Below are 15,935 nucleotides of genomic sequence, written 5' to 3' on the forward strand. Positions count from 1 at the left end.
CTTTAAGTGATTCCATACCTGGAGACTTTCCAAAAAGTTTCCTAACCTGCTACAACTGCAAGACATTACCAGACAAAATAATGCCTCCCTTTCTCAAAGAGAAACATTCTAGAGAGCAAAAGCATAATTTCTGATACTGCTTAAGTCTCCTTCCGTGGGTCAAGGTTTGGTACGAGTTAGTTTTCAAGAAATTCCAAAGATAATAAGTCATCAATGACTGCCTGGGCAGCAAGGGGGCCACTAACAAGCCAATGACCGCCTACCAGATAGACTTGATCTTGTTTGACTGCTCCTAAACGAGACCAGAGTGGAGTATCTGCTAATTTTTTGAGCTGCGCTTGGGACTCTTTTTCAATGCGAGGCTGGTAATCATAAACTACGACAAAAATAATATCCCCATCGGCATCTTGTAAGCGTTCTTGACTAAGAGACATCTGAATTGGGTTTCCTACGATGGCTAAGGCTTGGTTTTGATCTAAATTTTGGGCTGCAGGTCGCCCCAAACCAATATCTGCCAAAATTTGGCCAATAAACGAATCTTTGAGATAAACGCTAATTTTGTCTGGATAGAGACGGATTACTGATACTTCTATTTCTGAACGTTGCTCACCTAGTTGTTGTTTTAGATTGGTAATCTGCCCTTGATAATCTGTGATGACCCGGTTCGCCATTTCGGGTTCCTGGAAGACCTCACCCATAAACCGAACAATTTCTTGCCAATGGCCACTATTTTGATTGTTGGCGAGAACCGTGGGGGCAATTTGGCTCAGTAAGTCATAGGTCGTTTGTTCTTGGCCATCGGCCAACCCGATAATCAGATCAGGCTTCAGGGCGACAATCTTTTCTAAGTTGAGGGGCCAACCGAGAATTTCGATGTCTGCTAGCTGTGTTTCTAGGTGTAGTAGGACATCCGTTTGGGCAGCTAGGGGCTGGATGTCCATGGCCAAGGCAGATTCTAGGGTTGTTCCTCCTAAGGTTACAATCCGCTGAGGCTCTAGGGGAACGCAGGTTTCTCCCAGGGCGTGTTGCATCAGATGACAGTCTGGGCGCAGATTGGTCTCAACTGAGCGATCGCCAGTGCAACTGGTCATCAACCAGAAGGTTAAAAGTGTAAAAATAATGAATCGCCTTGGTTTGAACATGCAGCCTTATCCACCAAAATTAGAACATTTTCTTTGTTCTACCCATTACCAACTCAGGCGATAACTTGCCGTGAGGGTTCTCCCGGATTCAGCTAAGTTAGATGCTCTTAGAGCCTGTGAGTAGACAGAAGAATATTGATGATCAAATAAATTTTGGACACCAATTTGTAGAGTGCCGCCGCCGAGACTCACACTGCTGATGTAATCCACAACGACATAACCTTCAATTGCCTTAGGATCGACTGGTCTACCACGATCATCAAGGGTTTCAAAGGCGCGATCGCGATCACCGACATATAACAGTTGCAGACGATTATTCCAGCCTGGCAAAGTTTCATGTTGCACATAGGCGGTTAGTTTGAGTGGCTGAATGCTGAAACTATTGAGAGCTTGGAAATTACCATCGTCGTTGGGATCAGATTCCCCCTCGTTCCAACCAACGACGGCCCCAAGTTGCCAGCGATCACTCGGTTGCCAGTCTACACTCGCTTCTAGCCCGTAGATTCTCTCTGGAGCCCGTTGTAGCGTGAGAATACCTCGGTCGTTTTCCACTAATCTGGCACCCAAATCTGAAGTATTGTAAAAACCAGCTAGAGAAAACTGCACCGTATTCCAACGACCACGAAGGCCTAGTTCATACTGATTAACTTTCTGGGGTTGTAGATCATCGATAGAGCCATCAATAGTAAAAGTAGAAGGCGTAGGCGGAAAGCCCAAAAAACTTAAAAAGCGAGGCACAGAAAAACCTTGGGAAAAGTTGGCAAACGCACTCAACTCAGGTGTCATTTGATATACAGTCCCAACATTGAAAACCGTTGCATCAAAGGTGCGCTCTCCTCCCTCGATAGTCGCTTCAGCCTCATCAAAGCCCGGATCAAAAAAGCGATTAAAATCATCATCGTAGAAAGTTACGTAGTCATCAACGCTGAACCCAAAACGGTCATAGCGTACCCCACCACTCAACAGAAATTTATCGGTTACATCCCATTGCAACTGTCCAAACAAACCTAAGTTATCAAGATCATAGGCCGGAGCGAGGTTGTCATATTCATTGATCGTGCGAAAAATGCCGTCTTGATCAAATGCAACGGGATCTGCTTCTTCCGTAACGCTAGCGCCGTTTTTCTGAAATTCAAAATCAGCTCCCCACAATAAATTGGCATTCTCTGCTAGAGGAGTATCAATTTGCAGTTGTCCACCAAATGCCTCTTCCTCGGCCCGAGTTAAAACAATGGCATCAAAGAAGAAATCATTTCTTGCGTCACTGGGAATGCCACTCTGGAAGCTATTACGATAATAGGCCTGAACATCAACTTGGCTATCTAAAAAAAGATTGTCGTGGGTGTAGGTGAGATAGGTACTTAAACTCCGGATTTCGGGATCCGTAGCACCTGAAAAACCAATAGGGCGGCGGGTTGCGAGGGTTTTGCCATCGGGGTCACTGTTGGGAACAGGGAGAATTTCAATGTCGCGATCATCGGAATTATAGGTAAAGTTAAATTCCAACCGTTGCGCTTCATCAATATCTATCCCCAACTTCGCCAAAAGACCAAGGCTCTCTGTGTTATCCAGAGTACGGTTATCTGTCGGAATTAAATCTCCTTCTGCATCGTAAAAATCTCCCGTTGTTGTCCGACTTAGGGAGAGCCGATAGTCAACATTGCCTTCCTTGCCGGAAATGTCATAGCGTAAATCTGTACCAACACTTTCTTCTTCGCCAAAGGCAAGATTATTAAATCCAACTTCAGCTGTAGAAAGAAACTGTTCTTCTTGGGGCTGACGGGTAATGATATTAATCACCCCCCCTAGGGCTTCTGCACCATAAATGGCTGTGGGGCCACTGACCACCTCAATGCGTTCGATCTGATCGGGGTCAATATACTCCAATTGAATATTCGGGCTACGATTGGAGCGTTGGGGAATGCCGTCAATTAAAACAGAAAAATCCCGGCCTCGTAGGGTTTGTGCGTTGGCACGATTTGATAGGTTAGGAGCGCCCAGGCCAGGCACGAAGCGAGAGATAATATCAGCAGTGTTGTTACTCACAGCACTTTGTGCTTCGATCTGTTGGCGATTAATAACCGTAATTGAGCGGGGAATATCAAGGGGGTCTTCCTCTGTCCGGGTGGCAGTGACCACTAACTCAATGACCTCTAAGTCTTCAGTTTCTGCCATGGCAGTCACCACATTGAGGCTTAACCCTTGGGGACTTTGGACAATCTCGGCTTGAGGAGCGTTTATGTCTCCGGTAATCGTTACTTGAAGGGTGTTGGGATCGAGATTGAGAGCTGTTATTTCCGTTATTCCCAGAATAGGATCAACTTCACGAAATGTACTTCTCGATAATTGAGCATTGGGAATAGTCGCAATAATACTATTGCCTTCTTTTACAATGGCAGCTTCTAAGGGGACATTATCTGAAGTATCTAAAATAACTTCTAGTCCGAAATCCGTTGTCAAAACTCGAATATCAGTGACGATGCTCACCTGGGCAAAAACAGGTGCAGTGGCAATGACTGAAGTGATTCCAGCCACGAGCATATGGCTCAGTAAAGTTCTTTTCATGTCTGTCCTCACACAAAACTAAATTGCTCAATCGTGATCTTGGGAAATATCCCCAAGCAACTGTTGCTAAAGATATCCAATAAGCCTACAGGGTGAAAAAGTAATTTTGGAGGGGTTGACCTCTTTGAAACGGACCCTCGACCTCTTTGAGGCGGACTAAATTTGTTTTTGGGTGCAGTATAAACTTGGTGCAATCCCAAATTTCTTGCGGAAAGCGGTGTTAAAGGAGGTGGGACTGGCATAACCCACGGTCTTTGCGGCGTCTTTAACTTGCATTTGTCCGCTCAAAAGTAATTCCTGTGCTTGCTCAAGACGACGATCGCGCAAATATCCAAATACTGTAGTGCCAAAGACTTCGCGAAAGCCTTGCTTCAGTTTGCGGTCATTGATGCCGACTAATTTTGCGAGCTCTGTCAGGGAAGGGGGCGTCGATAATCGTTGCAGGAGAATTTCACTCGCTTCATAAATACAGTCAATGTCCTTATTTGGTAACTTGGGAGAAGATTTTCTATGGGTTTGATCAAGTTGATCAATTTGCAGCGAAATTAATTCTAAAATTTTCCCTTCTAAATAGAGTTGTTTTGTTACACCTTGATATTGACAGTTAAGAATTTGCTGAAGCACCAGTTGAATGACTGGGTTGATAGGCAAAGATTTTCGGTAAACCCAATCTTCTGTGGGTGAGCTTAGTCGGTATGCAATTGAATTTTTGGTTGACAAAAAAGGAGAGATTAATCGATTAAAATAATCCACGCCCATATGAATGCTAATGATTAATCGTTTCTCCCGTTCTGGATGTTGCAGGCAGTCTTGGGGAGCAATTCCACCGCTAAAGACAAAACTTTCTCCTGCCTTAACTTCGCCTAATGATGAAATTTGACAACTACCTTGCAGATAAAAACAAAATTCTAAACAATGCTTTCGTTCTGGCAATTTGAGTACCAGAGCATTTTTGGAACGGTAGTTCGTAATTGAGAGGGAAATGTGGGGATTAATCCAAATTTCTTTCTCGATGCCATGACCCAATTGAAAACTATATTGCCAGCTTTTTTCAAAGTTACTATTAATTGAATGCTGCAGGACTGCTGCTTCTTGCATTAATTCCCAATATTGATCTAGTGAGATAACAATAGCCATTAATCAGCAATAGCTCGCATAAATAGTAACTCTTGCCCAAGATTATACAGGAGATGGATATTTATTGCTATACACTTGCAATAAACTGCGTAGATCATAGTCCCTGAGTTTCTGATTAGCGATCTGGTCTATTGGCAAGTGGCGATCGCCGGAAGAAAAAGACCAATAATCAAAACAACTACTGAGCCAACAAAAATTGACGTAACTCTTCTAGGATCAGTTCTGTGCCGAGGGGTCCATTGAGACCATTCCACATCCAGTAAGTTGCGAAATAAACTTGATCTGCTTGGCTGGCAGGTAGGGCTTGGGCGATCGCATTCTCTGCCCAATCTTTCTCAATGCCTGCCGTCTGTGCCGCCAATAATTCATCGGTATTGGCTGTTGAGATATCTTGGTTATTGCCCACATCATAGCCCAAAACAAAAATACGGTCTGCTTCATCCATTGTCGGTAACACTTCCAGGGAAAGAGGTGCATAGTTCAGGGTCGTAGGCGGCGCAATCACTTGAAAGCCCAAACTTTCCATCAATTCACCAAGGTAGCTTTTTGGAGTAATCGCAATAATTTCACCACTGTTAAGACGACTAGCACCCAGGAGCAGGGCTTTGGGTGCGGCTTCGATGGCAACACTTAGATCACTACGGGCTTCGGCAACGAGGTCATCATAACGGGAGATCGCCGCTGTCTCTTTTTCTGGACTACCAAGGGCTAAGGCCAAGGCTTGGATATTTTTTTGCCACTGTCCTTCCTTGGTGCGAATGTCCCAGAGCAACGTCGGCGCAATTTGGGAAAGCAGTTTATAGTTGTCCTGATTACGCCCCCCTTCGCCAACGATGAGATCCGGTTTTAACTGGGTTAAGACTTCTAGGGAGGGTTGACTAGAATCACCAACATTAACGGGCTGAGTCGTTACAAATTGGCCAAGGTAGGGGATCTGGGCCTCAGGGTTATCAAAGGTTTCTAGGTGAGCAAAGGCATTGACACTCCCAAGTCCCGCTGGTTGACGTCCCAGGGAAAGCAACAAATCGAGCGAATGGTCCCCCAGTACCACTACTTTTTGCGGTGTGCCACAGATCGTTGTGGAGCCCATCAGATGGGGCACTTCCCGACAATCGGTAGTAACGGGAGTCTCCGGCATTTCGCCAGCACAAGCCCCCAGCAAAATCGCAATTAAGAAGCCGCACACACTCAGCAGCCAATAGGGTAAGTGAAAAAATCGCAGCATAAATCGATTGTTGCGCCCCCAGCGCGGATAAAATTTACCGAAAATGTTTTTAGAACTCAACCGCGAGGGTACCCAGAAGCGTAAAGCCTTCGCCAGGATACACCTCAAAGCGATTATTGCGGGTACCTGTGATGTGCTCGACATCAAAGAGATTGCGGAAATTTAAAGCCGCCCGCCAGTTGTCCTGTCGGTAGGCGATCGCCGCATTAGTGAGGAAATAATCCCCTAGGCTAAAGCTGTTGTTGAGATCCCCAAAGCGATCGCCGACATAATTCACGCCGACCCCAAAACTCAGCCCCTTAAGCGACCCCGTTTGTAACTCGTAGGTCGTCCAAAGATTAGCGCTATGGTAAGGGGAATTGATCAGACGATTTCCCGCTTGACCATCATTGTTCGCCGTCACCCGGGCGTCGGTATAGGCATAGTTCGCCACAATTTTCCAGCCGGGGAGAATTTCCCCCATTACATCCAGTTCAATCCCTTGGCTGCGTTGCTGACCCGCATTAATCGAAAAACCAATATTGTCTGGATCCGAGGTGGCAACATTATTTTTACGGATATCAAAATAAGCAAGATTGGTAACTAAGGCTCCTTCTAGTGCCTCAGCCCGCACTCCAACTTCAAACTGCTCTCCCGCTTCGGGCGGTAATGTGTCCCCATCGACATTTGTGCCACTGTTGGGTGCAAAAGACTGACTATAACTGGTATAGAGAGAAATCGGTTCGATGGGACGGTAAACCACTCCTAGACGAGGCACAAAAGCATCATCATTCTGGGTTGTTTCAGCTAGTGAGGTAGGATTCACAACACGTTGGGAAACGGTGTCATAGCGCAGCCCGGCCAAAAGATGGAGGCGATCGCCGATATCCATCTGATCCTGGAGGTAAATGCCAACCGCATTAATATAAGTATCTCCAAAACGGATGATGGGTTGAGTCTCAAAGTCTGGTCGCGGCACTGTACCGTAGACTGGATTAAAAATATTTTGAGTAAAGGATGAATTTGGCCCAAAACCACGAAGGTTGTTCCCTGACTGATTCCGATGAATGTAATCAACGCCCATCAGTACAGTATGGTCAACTGCTCCTGTGGAAAATTCCCCAACGACATTCGTTTGCACAGCGTAGGTACTACTGGGTTGATCCAGTTGAATATAGCTCCGGTCTAGATCGCCAGTGGTTGGATCAAAGCCTAACGTGAATGAAGACTCAAAAATGGTGTTGTAAGCAATGTAGTTAAACCCATTCCGCACTTTCCAGTTGTCACTAAAGCGATGCTCAAACTCATACCCTGTGCGCCAGTAAGTTGCTTCGTTAATATCATCAAGCTGACTCAAGTTTCGATCAAAGGGGATGTCTGCCACGCTATCCCCAATTGCCACCAGGCCTGTATCATAGGGCCGCTGGTCAGCGGAATATTCCACAAACAGATCTAAATCCGTGCGATCGCCAATCTGCCAAGCCAGTGTTGGGGCGATAAAAGTCCGTTCTAGATCAACATTAAAATTTCGATAGTAATCGCTGTTCCGGTAGAGGGCATTTAGTCGGTAGAGCAAGTTACCATCCTCATTTAGGGGACCTGACAGATCCACCCCCACCGCAACCTGATTTCGATTACCCAACTCCAGGGTTGCCTCATAGAACGGTTCAGACAGAGGTTTTTCACTGACTAGGTTAATGACCCCACCCGGCTCCGAGACCCCATAGAGAATTGCGGCTGGCCCCTTCAATACCTCAACTTGTTCGATATTTGCCAGCTCAGGATAACCAATGTTGCCACTGAAACCGAAGGTCGGCCGAAAACCATCCCGTAATACCGAAGCACTATCAAAACCTCGCACGACGAACCGTTGTCCCCGCGCATCCGCCGAATTTTGTAGAACACCACTGGTATTACGCAAGGCATCATCGAGGCTACTTACCCCTTGATCTGCCAAAATAGCTTTGGGAATGACCTGAATTGATTGGGGAATTTCTGCGAGGGGGGTATCAGTACGGGTTGCTGTTGTCGCTTCACTGACAGTGTAGCTGTTCGTCGTCGCATCTGCCGTGGCATCTGCCGTGACCACAAGCTCTAGATTTTCTGCAATTGATTCATCCGGCGTTACTTCAACAATCAATTGTTCGCCTGTTAATTGTGGCGCGGCCATCGGCGGCGCTGTTAAACCAGTAATAACAATTCGTCCACCACCATTTTCTCCTGGAGATATCTGCACAGATTCAATCTCTGCCGTTGGTTGAAGCACCTCAACGATATTTTCTCCTGGCAAACTCAGGATCACATCAGGAATCTCGATAATTAGGCGATCGCCGACCGTTGTCGTTGTTACGGCTGGTAATGCTTCTGCCGTCGTCTCAAACGTGATCACCAGTCCGCTTTCTGTAGCCTGAACTTGCACATCGGTAAGCACATCAGCATTTTCTGAGCTTATTTCGATAGTGGGTGGCAGCACCTCAAAATCCTGGGTCTCGGCTATGACAGGCGCGGCGTTCAGGATTGCAATTCCTGTTACTCCTAGAATGGTTAACGCACTCCAATGACATAGATGATTATTCATTTGATTCCTCACGACCTTCGATTACAGGCTTTCCCTGCAACTCCTTTATTGACTACGCGGATTCGTAAATTACGACAGCCCATTGATTGAGCTTGGAACAAAATATTCTCAATAAAGATAGAAGAAGGACTAATCCTTGCCTAGATATTTTTCGCCCTAAACGCATTTTTTTTGGCATGTATGTCAGGATTAGCTTGCTAATTGCCAAGCTTGCAACTGAAAGGCTTTGGGGTTGAGGCCAAATTGCTGGCGAAAGGCTGTGGTAAAACGACTGGGACTGCCATAGCCGACCTGACAGGCGACATCACTAACCGATAGTTCCGTGGTCATCAGCAATTTACGGGCCTGCCTCACCCGACAATCCCGTAGGTAGCGAAAGGGGGTAGTGCCGTACATTTGATGGAACCCTTGGTTCAGTTTGAGGCGATTTGTCCCTACCTGGCGAGCAAGGGCTTCAATAGAAGGAGGATTTGACAGTTCTTTCCTGAGAATGGCAGCAGATTCATGGATATAGTCAAACTGCTTTTCGAGGCGGGCATAGGCGGCGATCGCCTGGAGATAGAGAGAGACCAAGGTGAAGGCCTGTTCTTGTAGATAACGACGGCGATTTGCACCGTGGTAAGGACAACTTAGAATATGTCCAAGGGTCTCCTGCATTGCTGCTGTAATTGGTGCCTGGGCAGCATAATCTAAGACCATTGCATCGGTATATAAACTATCTTGCAAAACTTCTTCTAGCCGCACTGGCAAGCAGCGATCGCCCTGTGTTGCCCTGGGGTACAGATGTCGTTTATGGCCAACGGTTGAGACATTGGTTTGTAATTGATAAATAGCTTGGAGTAATTGCTCTGCAACCTTTTGACTCCGGCTAGATAAATGGTCTAAACAGGCTTGAAAGTAAGCGTTGAGGGTTGGTTGACGAAAAAACAGTTCTACTTTAAAAAACCGTTGACCAGCGGGCTTGATGTAGAGACTGTTAAACCCAAAATAAGGTAGAAAAAAACTATAGCCTGCTTGGGAACCGCTCAACTGAAATTCAAATTCTAAACAATCTCGATCTTCTATCCCATCGATAATGACATCTTGCTCAAGGGTATAGTCTAGTACCCAAAGACTCAGATCTTCCTGTAGCGGAATCTCTTGCCTATATCCCCGTCCTAAAGCCGAGGGACAAACCCAGACTCGATCTGAAGGATCCCCATGGAGCAGAGCTGGATTATCTGGGCTACCCGGCACAAACCAGTTTGTTTCTTCGTTTAATGACAGCCGGATAGCCATAGTTAAGTCTTTGATGTTGTTTGTTGCTTAAGCTTCGATTTTAGTTAATGAAAAAGTCTAGCATGTATTTTGCACATTTATATTAATAAGAAATACACCACTCCCTAATTCTCGCTTGATAGGTTTAGGCGAATGGTCGTTGACTTTGAACACCAGATTGATTTTGCAGGTAAATTTCGAGGCAAGGGTAGCAAATTCTCCTGATAAGGCCTAAGTTTGGGTGATTATTTTTTCCAGCCGTCCTGCCTGAAGATAAAGGATTTGATCAGCCTGGGCGAGGATCTGGGGTCGATGGGAAACAATCAGATACGTTTGAGAAGATTTAGCCTCTTGGGAATGGCCTTTGGTGCTGAGAAGACGCCGCCAAAGCCGTTGTTCTGTTTCGATATCCAAGGCGCTAGCAAGGTCGTCACAGATCAGAAGTTGGGGTTGACGGAGGAGCATCCGGGCGATCGCCACCCGTTGTTTTTGCCCTCCGGAGAGGCGTAAACCCCTAGTCCCAATCGGCGTTTCGAGGCCTTCTGGGAAAGTTTTGAGATCAGTGTCTAGGCTAGCGGTGGCGATCGCCCACTCCAATTCGGCGGTGGTATTGGGCCAATTGAGGCAAATATTTTCCCCCAGGGAGGAGCTAAACAATTGGGGGATTTGTGGCAAATAGGCCACCTGGGGCGGAATCAGCCAATGCTGGGGATTGGCGATCGCCTGCCCATTCCAAAACCAAGCCCCTCGCTCACAGGGCAATAGCCCCAAAAAGACTTGCAATAAGGTTGTTTTACCCGCACCAATTGGCCCCGTAATCACCGTTAAACTGCCCTGGCGGAGAGTAAAACTGATATCCTCAATGCCCCGCCGTTGATCTGGGTAATAGTAGGTCAAACCTTCGATCCGTAGCGTTTTGAGGGGAGAAATCTGGGAACAACGCTGGGCAGGTGGTAGCGGGGGAGCGGCCTTTAGGGGAGAAGGAAGATAAAGGGGGGCGGCAAGGGTCAGGGGGTGAATATCGGGGGGAGCCGGGGGCGCATCGAGGATCTCGCCCATCCGCTGGCAGGATACGTCGCTTTGTTTCGCGGAAGCAAGGAAGCTCCCCAAAAAGCTGAAGAAATGGGTAATCAGGTTTAGGTAATACACAAACAGAGCAAAATCACCCACCGTTAAACCTTGGCTTAATTTTGGTGCAGTCAGGAGGAGGACTAAACCCGTGCCGAAATTGGTCATTTGCGCAAAGCCCGCTTCCAGTAAGGCGGTAAAAACGCGATCTTGAACCATCAATTTTTGGCGGCGATCGCCCCGGCTGCGGAGTTCTGCTAAAACATAAGTTTCTGAGCCCGTCACCTTGACCGCTTGCACGGCAGTAAACAGTTCGTTAATTAAAGCGGTAACCCGTTGGGTGGCCTGGCGACTGGCCTGACGATAGCGTTTGAGACGGCGTTCTGACCATTGCACCAGGGCAATAATGATGGCGAGGGGCAAAAAGAGAAATAAGGTAATCGATACATTGACCGTGAGTAACAAACCCAAGGCGGCGATCGCCGTAATCCCAGCGGCCATAATTTCATTTGTACCAACGACGAGGTCCTCTAGTTGCAAGACATCTTCCCGGAAGTGGTTGACCACGCTGCCGATGGAGTGAGTTTGACCCTGGGCATTGGTTTGGGTAAGGGTGGCCGCCGGACGTTGGAGGAGAGCTTGCAAAAGATTGTGGCGCAGTAGGGTACTAATGAGAAAACGATGTTCGGTTTTGGTCAGTCGTCCGGCAAAAATCGCCACCACCCGCGCTAGGCCCGTCGCTAATACCAAACTAATCCAGAGCCAAGGAGAATAATTAGCAGGCGATCGCCCCGTGAGTTGGTCGAAAAAATTCCGAATAAAAATCCCCGGTAACGCCCCCAAAGCAGCCATCAAAAACCAAAGCGCCGCATCCAGCCAATACAACCGTTGGGCATAGCCAATTAAATGCCAAAGAATGCGCCAGATGGAATTCGCCATGATTTGTCTGATTTGAGGTTAAAAACTTTAGGGAGCCGGAGGAAGGCGGGCGATCCGGTGGGGTCGCAAGGATTTAAGGAGTTGATAGAGGGGCACCATACCATCTTCGCTTTCCACATACAACGCCGCTGCAGTGAGGAGATCTGCCGCTGTGGTTTCTGGATCGAGATCGCCAAAGAGAAAACTGGGTTTCTGTCGCCCCACAAAGGCGATCGCACAGGGGTTATCACAGATACACAGGCAACTGGTGGTTTTGAGACTGAGCTGATCCCGGTAAGGCCACCGTTGATGCAGTGCTTGAAGTGCGGCCAAAAGGTCGGCCCCTGTGAGACAGTTCGTTTTTTCATCTGCGGGGTGATCGGTTGCAGCGGTTGGCCAAGTGCAGGCTTCACAGACAATTAATTGATGGAGAGCAGCGGCAGTCATAATTCAGTGGTTTCCGTTGTTGTTTCTGTAAAAAAATCAGTTAAGTGGGTAAATAAATCATCCAAAATTGCCTCTGCAGCCACTGGCCCACTCCCAATCCAATAACTTGGCACTTGATAGACTTGCCCTTTTTGTACCGCTTGCAGTTGGTTCCAGAGGGGATTTTTTTGGAGGTCGGCTAATTTTTCCTGGGCTTCAGCGTTGGCAGTGGCGGTATTTTCCCCTGTCCAAACAAAGATCACATCGCCATCTACCTCGGACAGTAGCTCTTCGCTTAAGACGGCTTGGATTGGGTTACCAAACTGGGCTTGGGCTGTTTCGGCATCGACGGCCTGGGCTGGGGAGCGGCTTAACCCCACATCCTGGAGGATCGTGCCACAAAACGAATCTTGTAAATACATGGTGATGCTGTCGGGATAAAGACGGATCACGGAAATCTGGAGATCCTGGCGGCGATCGCCCAAACGATTTTGTAACTCTTGGACACGCTGGTTGTAAGCAGCGAGTTTTTCGGCGACCACATCGGTTTTTCCCAGAGCTTCTCCAAAATTCTGAAAGATCGGCTTCCAAAGGCCACTATGCTCAAAATTCAATAAAAAAGTCGGCGCAATTTGACTGAGTTGGGGATAGATCGCCCCGTGGAAATCTAAACCAATCAATAAATCTGGATCGAGCTTGAGAATTTCCTCTAAACTCGGTTCGCCGCTTTGACCAATATTGGCCACGTCGGTTTGGAGGGCAGGCAACGCTGTCTGAAAATTGCTCAGGGTCGTGCCGACGGGTTGGAGATCGGCGGCGATCGCATATTCAAATGACACGGAATCTAACGTCACCAATCGCTCGAAAGTTTTGGGGATGCAAGTTTCCCCCGCACTGTGGCTCACCGTCACACAGTCAGCAGTTACGTCCTGGGATGGGGGAGGCGAAGGTTGACAGGCCACCACCAGGCAAAGGCTTACCAGTCCAATCAGCCAGAGTTTTAGCCAACCTTGTATCCTACGCCCCAAGTACCATCCTTGCATGTCCCAAACCTCCTAATTGATGTTTTAAAAATCCACCGCGAATTTAGCCGTCACCGCAAAGGGCGCACCGGGAGTCGCAAATTGGAATTCATCGGCAGCGGTGAAGTATTCCGTGTCAAACAAATTTTCAAAGTTCAACTGAGCGCGCCAATTGTCCCGCCGGTAATAGATCGCGGCATCGGTGCGGAAATAACTGGGCAAGGTGAATTCATTGTCGATGTTGCCGGGGCGATCGCCGACGTAGAAAAAGCCCAGACCAAAGCCCAAACCCTCTAGGGCTCCCTGTTGGATATCGTAGGTCGTCCAGAGGCTGAACTGATTTTGGGGCACATTCGGCAGCTGGTTACCTTCAAGATTAGGGTTAATATCCTCCTTACTGACAAAAGCATCTAGCAATGTGTAGGCCGCCGTCACATTCCAACCAGGGGTTAAGGCTCCATTGAGGTTAAACTCTAAACCGCGACTGGTTTGTTCCCCCGTCTGGAAGCCATTGAAAGCACCATCCCGGACGATGACATTCTGTTTGCGGATATCAAAGGCGGCGGCGGTAAAACTAAGGCGATCGCTTAAGTCTGCTTTAACCCCCACTTCCCATTGGCGGCCCCGTTCCGGCTCAAAATTCATTCCATCAGGATCACGGGAAGTGCCAAAGGTTGGTTCAAAGGATTTGCTGTAGGAAGCATATAGAGAAATAGGTTCGATGGGCTGGTACACCACACCCAAACGAGGGGATAGGGCCTCATCGCTTTGGAAAAATTCATTACGGGGGCCGCCCAGGTCTTGGGTTGACCGGAGCTGCTCCACAAAATCGTAGCGCAGACCCGCTAGGGCTTTAAATTGGGGCGAAAATTCAATCTGATCTTGGATATAAACCCCGACCGTGTTGATGGTGTCATCCCGGAAAAATTCTGGGGCGATCGCATAGGGAATCCCCGTATATACCGGATCAAAAACATTAATCGGTGTGTAGTCATTACTAAACTGAAACTCCGGCTGTTCTAAGGTGTTGCGATATTCAACGCCCCCTAAAACCTGGTGTTTAATGCCGCCCGTTTCAAACTTGGCGATCGCCTCGATATTCGTAAAAAAGCGTTGGTAAGATCCCCCCGCAAAATATTCTAGTCGATCAACATTGCCAGTTGTTTCATCAAAAAAGGTATAGAGAGGCGCATAGCGGCGCGGTCGGTACTGCAAAAACTGGAGCTGATGTTTTAATGAGAAATTCTCGTTGACCTCGTGGTTAAGGTCATAGCCGAGATTAAATCGTTTCTCAGAAAACTCCCCAAAATCTTCTCCCACAAAACGACTACGAGGTACATCCACTGGCCCAGATGCCGTAAAAGGAATCCCTTCATCAATGGTTTCGCGGGTATAGGCATACTGACCATAGACATCCAGGGAAGTGGCTTCACTCAGATCAAAACTCAATCGAGGCGAGACCACCACCCGTTCCCCATCAACTAAATCCCGGAAACTGCCGAAATTGCTATAACTAAAATTCAAACGATACCGGGCTGCACCGTCTTCTGTGAGGGCATCGGACAGATCAAGATTGCCCCGATAATTCGCAAAGCTACCGATGGCTGCATCAATGCCAAAGAAAGGTTCTGCGAGGGGTTCTTTTGAAACGAGGTTGATTACCCCACCGGGATCTCCCTGGCCAAAGAGAACGGAGGCTGGCCCCTTGAGCACTTCTACCCGTTCAATGTCATTCGTATCCAGGGCCGCCAGGGAAAAGGTTTCAATACCATCGCGGAAAACGGATTCTTCCGCCGCAAAACCACGAATCAAAAAACCAGGCCCAAAAACACTGGTTCCTCGGCCACCACTAGAAACAATACTCCCACTGGTTTCGAGGGCTTCGCCTAATTCGGTGACGTTACGATCCTGGAGCACCGCCTGGGGAATCACCTCGACGGATTGGGGAATATCCCGTAAGTCTGTTTCTAAACCGGTGGCGGTGGTGGCACTGCGGGGATTGTAAGGTTGTTCCGCATCGGTGACCACCAGTTCAAAGGCTTCAATGTTATCTTCGTCAGTGCTCACAAGAACGGGTTCAATATTTAGGGTCAAACCTGTAGCTGTAGTAATCAGTTGGGTTTGGATTTGGCGATCGCCATTGCGGATCAAAATTTGGACACTATTGTCAGCTTGATTGCGAATTTCAATCTGTTCCAAACCGGATTCCGGCGCAAATTCCTGGAGTATCTCTGCTTGGGTCACACTGGCATTGGGAATCGTAATTTCCGTTGTTGCCGCCCTTTGGATCACTGTGGCATTTTCTAGGGGAGCCGTTGCCGTAAACTGTAGTTCAACCTGGTCGCCTTCGGTGGCGATCGCCACATCCGTAATGATCGTCGTCGCCTGGGCCAATGTCATGGAAGTAGGAACTGCCGTTGCGTCAGAGGGTTGAGGCGATGCCGCCACAGCGGACAATTCTTGGGCGGCCCAGAAAAGGGCAACACCGCCCGTCAAACCTAATAATCGATACCAATAGTGCATAAACTCACTCCCACAACACGAACACTTACTTCAAAAAGTTCTTAATAACGTACTGAATTATTTCGCCTTACACTGCCGAAAATGATCCAAAGCCG

The 15,935-nt window shown here is 47.8% G+C and carries 10 protein-coding genes; all 10 read right to left on the reverse strand.

The features are described 5' to 3' along the window. Window positions 1-176: 176 nt before the first annotated feature. The 10 genes from AWQ22_RS15200 to AWQ22_RS15245 all read right to left on the reverse strand — a co-directional run bounded on the left by AWQ22_RS15200 (window position 177) and on the right by AWQ22_RS15245 (window position 15,840). Complete coding sequence (locus AWQ22_RS15200; protein ID WP_181445701.1) at window positions 177-1,091, reverse strand: iron-siderophore ABC transporter substrate-binding protein; 915 nt, start codon at window positions 1,089-1,091, stop codon at window positions 177-179. Window positions 1,092-1,187: 96 nt separating this feature from the next. Then, a complete protein-coding gene (locus AWQ22_RS15205; RefSeq protein WP_065711847.1) occupies window positions 1,188-3,707 on the reverse strand; it encodes a TonB-dependent receptor domain-containing protein in 2,520 nt (839 codons plus the stop codon). Between the two features lie 156 nt (window positions 3,708-3,863). Beyond that, window positions 3,864-4,844, reverse strand: coding sequence for an AraC family transcriptional regulator (locus AWQ22_RS15210; RefSeq protein WP_065711848.1), 981 nt, complete (start codon window positions 4,842-4,844; stop codon window positions 3,864-3,866). A gap of 178 nt (window positions 4,845-5,022) precedes the next feature. Then, window positions 5,023-6,069, reverse strand: coding sequence for an iron-siderophore ABC transporter substrate-binding protein (locus AWQ22_RS15215; RefSeq protein ID WP_065711849.1), 1,047 nt, complete (start codon window positions 6,067-6,069; stop codon window positions 5,023-5,025). Window positions 6,070-6,118: 49 nt separating this feature from the next. Beyond that, the gene (locus tag AWQ22_RS15220; protein WP_065711850.1) at window positions 6,119-8,626 is read right to left on the reverse strand and encodes a TonB-dependent receptor; all 2,508 of its coding nucleotides are present in this window, start codon (window positions 8,624-8,626) and stop codon (window positions 6,119-6,121) included. A gap of 189 nt (window positions 8,627-8,815) precedes the next feature. Beyond that, window positions 8,816-9,904: an AraC family transcriptional regulator gene (locus AWQ22_RS15225; RefSeq protein ID WP_065711851.1), complete on the reverse strand. Its 1,089-nt coding sequence runs from the start codon at window positions 9,902-9,904 to the stop codon at window positions 8,816-8,818. Window positions 9,905-10,114: 210 nt separating this feature from the next. After that, window positions 10,115-11,890, reverse strand: coding sequence for an ABC transporter ATP-binding protein (locus tag AWQ22_RS15230; RefSeq protein ID WP_065711852.1), 1,776 nt, complete (start codon window positions 11,888-11,890; stop codon window positions 10,115-10,117). 27 nt (window positions 11,891-11,917) lie between these two features. Continuing rightward, window positions 11,918-12,316 (reverse strand): DUF1636 family protein, encoded by a 399-nt coding sequence (locus tag AWQ22_RS15235; RefSeq protein ID WP_065711853.1) that lies wholly within the window; start codon window positions 12,314-12,316, stop codon window positions 11,918-11,920. Then, window positions 12,313-13,338, reverse strand: coding sequence for an ABC transporter substrate-binding protein (locus AWQ22_RS15240; protein ID WP_084449064.1), 1,026 nt, complete (start codon window positions 13,336-13,338; stop codon window positions 12,313-12,315). Before AWQ22_RS15240 ends, AWQ22_RS15235 begins: the two co-directional genes overlap by 4 nt. Window positions 13,339-13,362: 24 nt before the next feature. Continuing rightward, window positions 13,363-15,840 carry a TonB-dependent siderophore receptor gene (locus AWQ22_RS15245; RefSeq protein WP_065711854.1) on the reverse strand — a complete coding sequence of 826 codons (2,478 nt, stop codon included), beginning with the start codon at window positions 15,838-15,840 and terminating at the stop codon, window positions 13,363-13,365. Window positions 15,841-15,935: the final 95 nt, after the last annotated feature.

Origin of the sequence: Picosynechococcus sp. PCC 7117, from assembly GCF_001693275.1 — a bacterium.
Taxonomy (GTDB): domain Bacteria; phylum Cyanobacteriota; class Cyanobacteriia; order Cyanobacteriales; family MRBY01; genus MRBY01.

What these genes read in the sequence shown, in the direction of transcription:
- AWQ22_RS15205 (WP_065711847.1), bottom strand. Translation starts at nt 3,707, where the DNA reads ATGAAAAGAACTTTACTGAGCCATATGCTCGTGGCTGGAATCACTTCA.
- AWQ22_RS15215 (WP_065711849.1), bottom strand. Translation starts at nt 6,069, where the DNA reads ATGCTGCGATTTTTTCACTTACCCTATTGGCTGCTGAGTGTGTGCGGC.
- AWQ22_RS15210 (WP_065711848.1), bottom strand. Translation starts at nt 4,844, where the DNA reads ATGGCTATTGTTATCTCACTAGATCAATATTGGGAATTAATGCAAGAA.
- AWQ22_RS15240 (WP_084449064.1), bottom strand. Translation starts at nt 13,338, where the DNA reads ATGCAAGGATGGTACTTGGGGCGTAGGATACAAGGTTGGCTAAAACTC.
- AWQ22_RS15220 (WP_065711850.1), bottom strand. Translation starts at nt 8,626, where the DNA reads ATGAATAATCATCTATGTCATTGGAGTGCGTTAACCATTCTAGGAGTA.
- AWQ22_RS15200 (WP_181445701.1), bottom strand. Translation starts at nt 1,091, where the DNA reads ATGACCAGTTGCACTGGCGATCGCTCAGTTGAGACCAATCTGCGCCCA.
- AWQ22_RS15245 (WP_065711854.1), bottom strand. Translation starts at nt 15,840, where the DNA reads ATGCACTATTGGTATCGATTATTAGGTTTGACGGGCGGTGTTGCCCTT.
- AWQ22_RS15235 (WP_065711853.1), bottom strand. Translation starts at nt 12,316, where the DNA reads ATGACTGCCGCTGCTCTCCATCAATTAATTGTCTGTGAAGCCTGCACT.
- AWQ22_RS15230 (WP_065711852.1), bottom strand. Translation starts at nt 11,890, where the DNA reads ATGGCGAATTCCATCTGGCGCATTCTTTGGCATTTAATTGGCTATGCC.
- AWQ22_RS15225 (WP_065711851.1), bottom strand. Translation starts at nt 9,904, where the DNA reads ATGGCTATCCGGCTGTCATTAAACGAAGAAACAAACTGGTTTGTGCCG.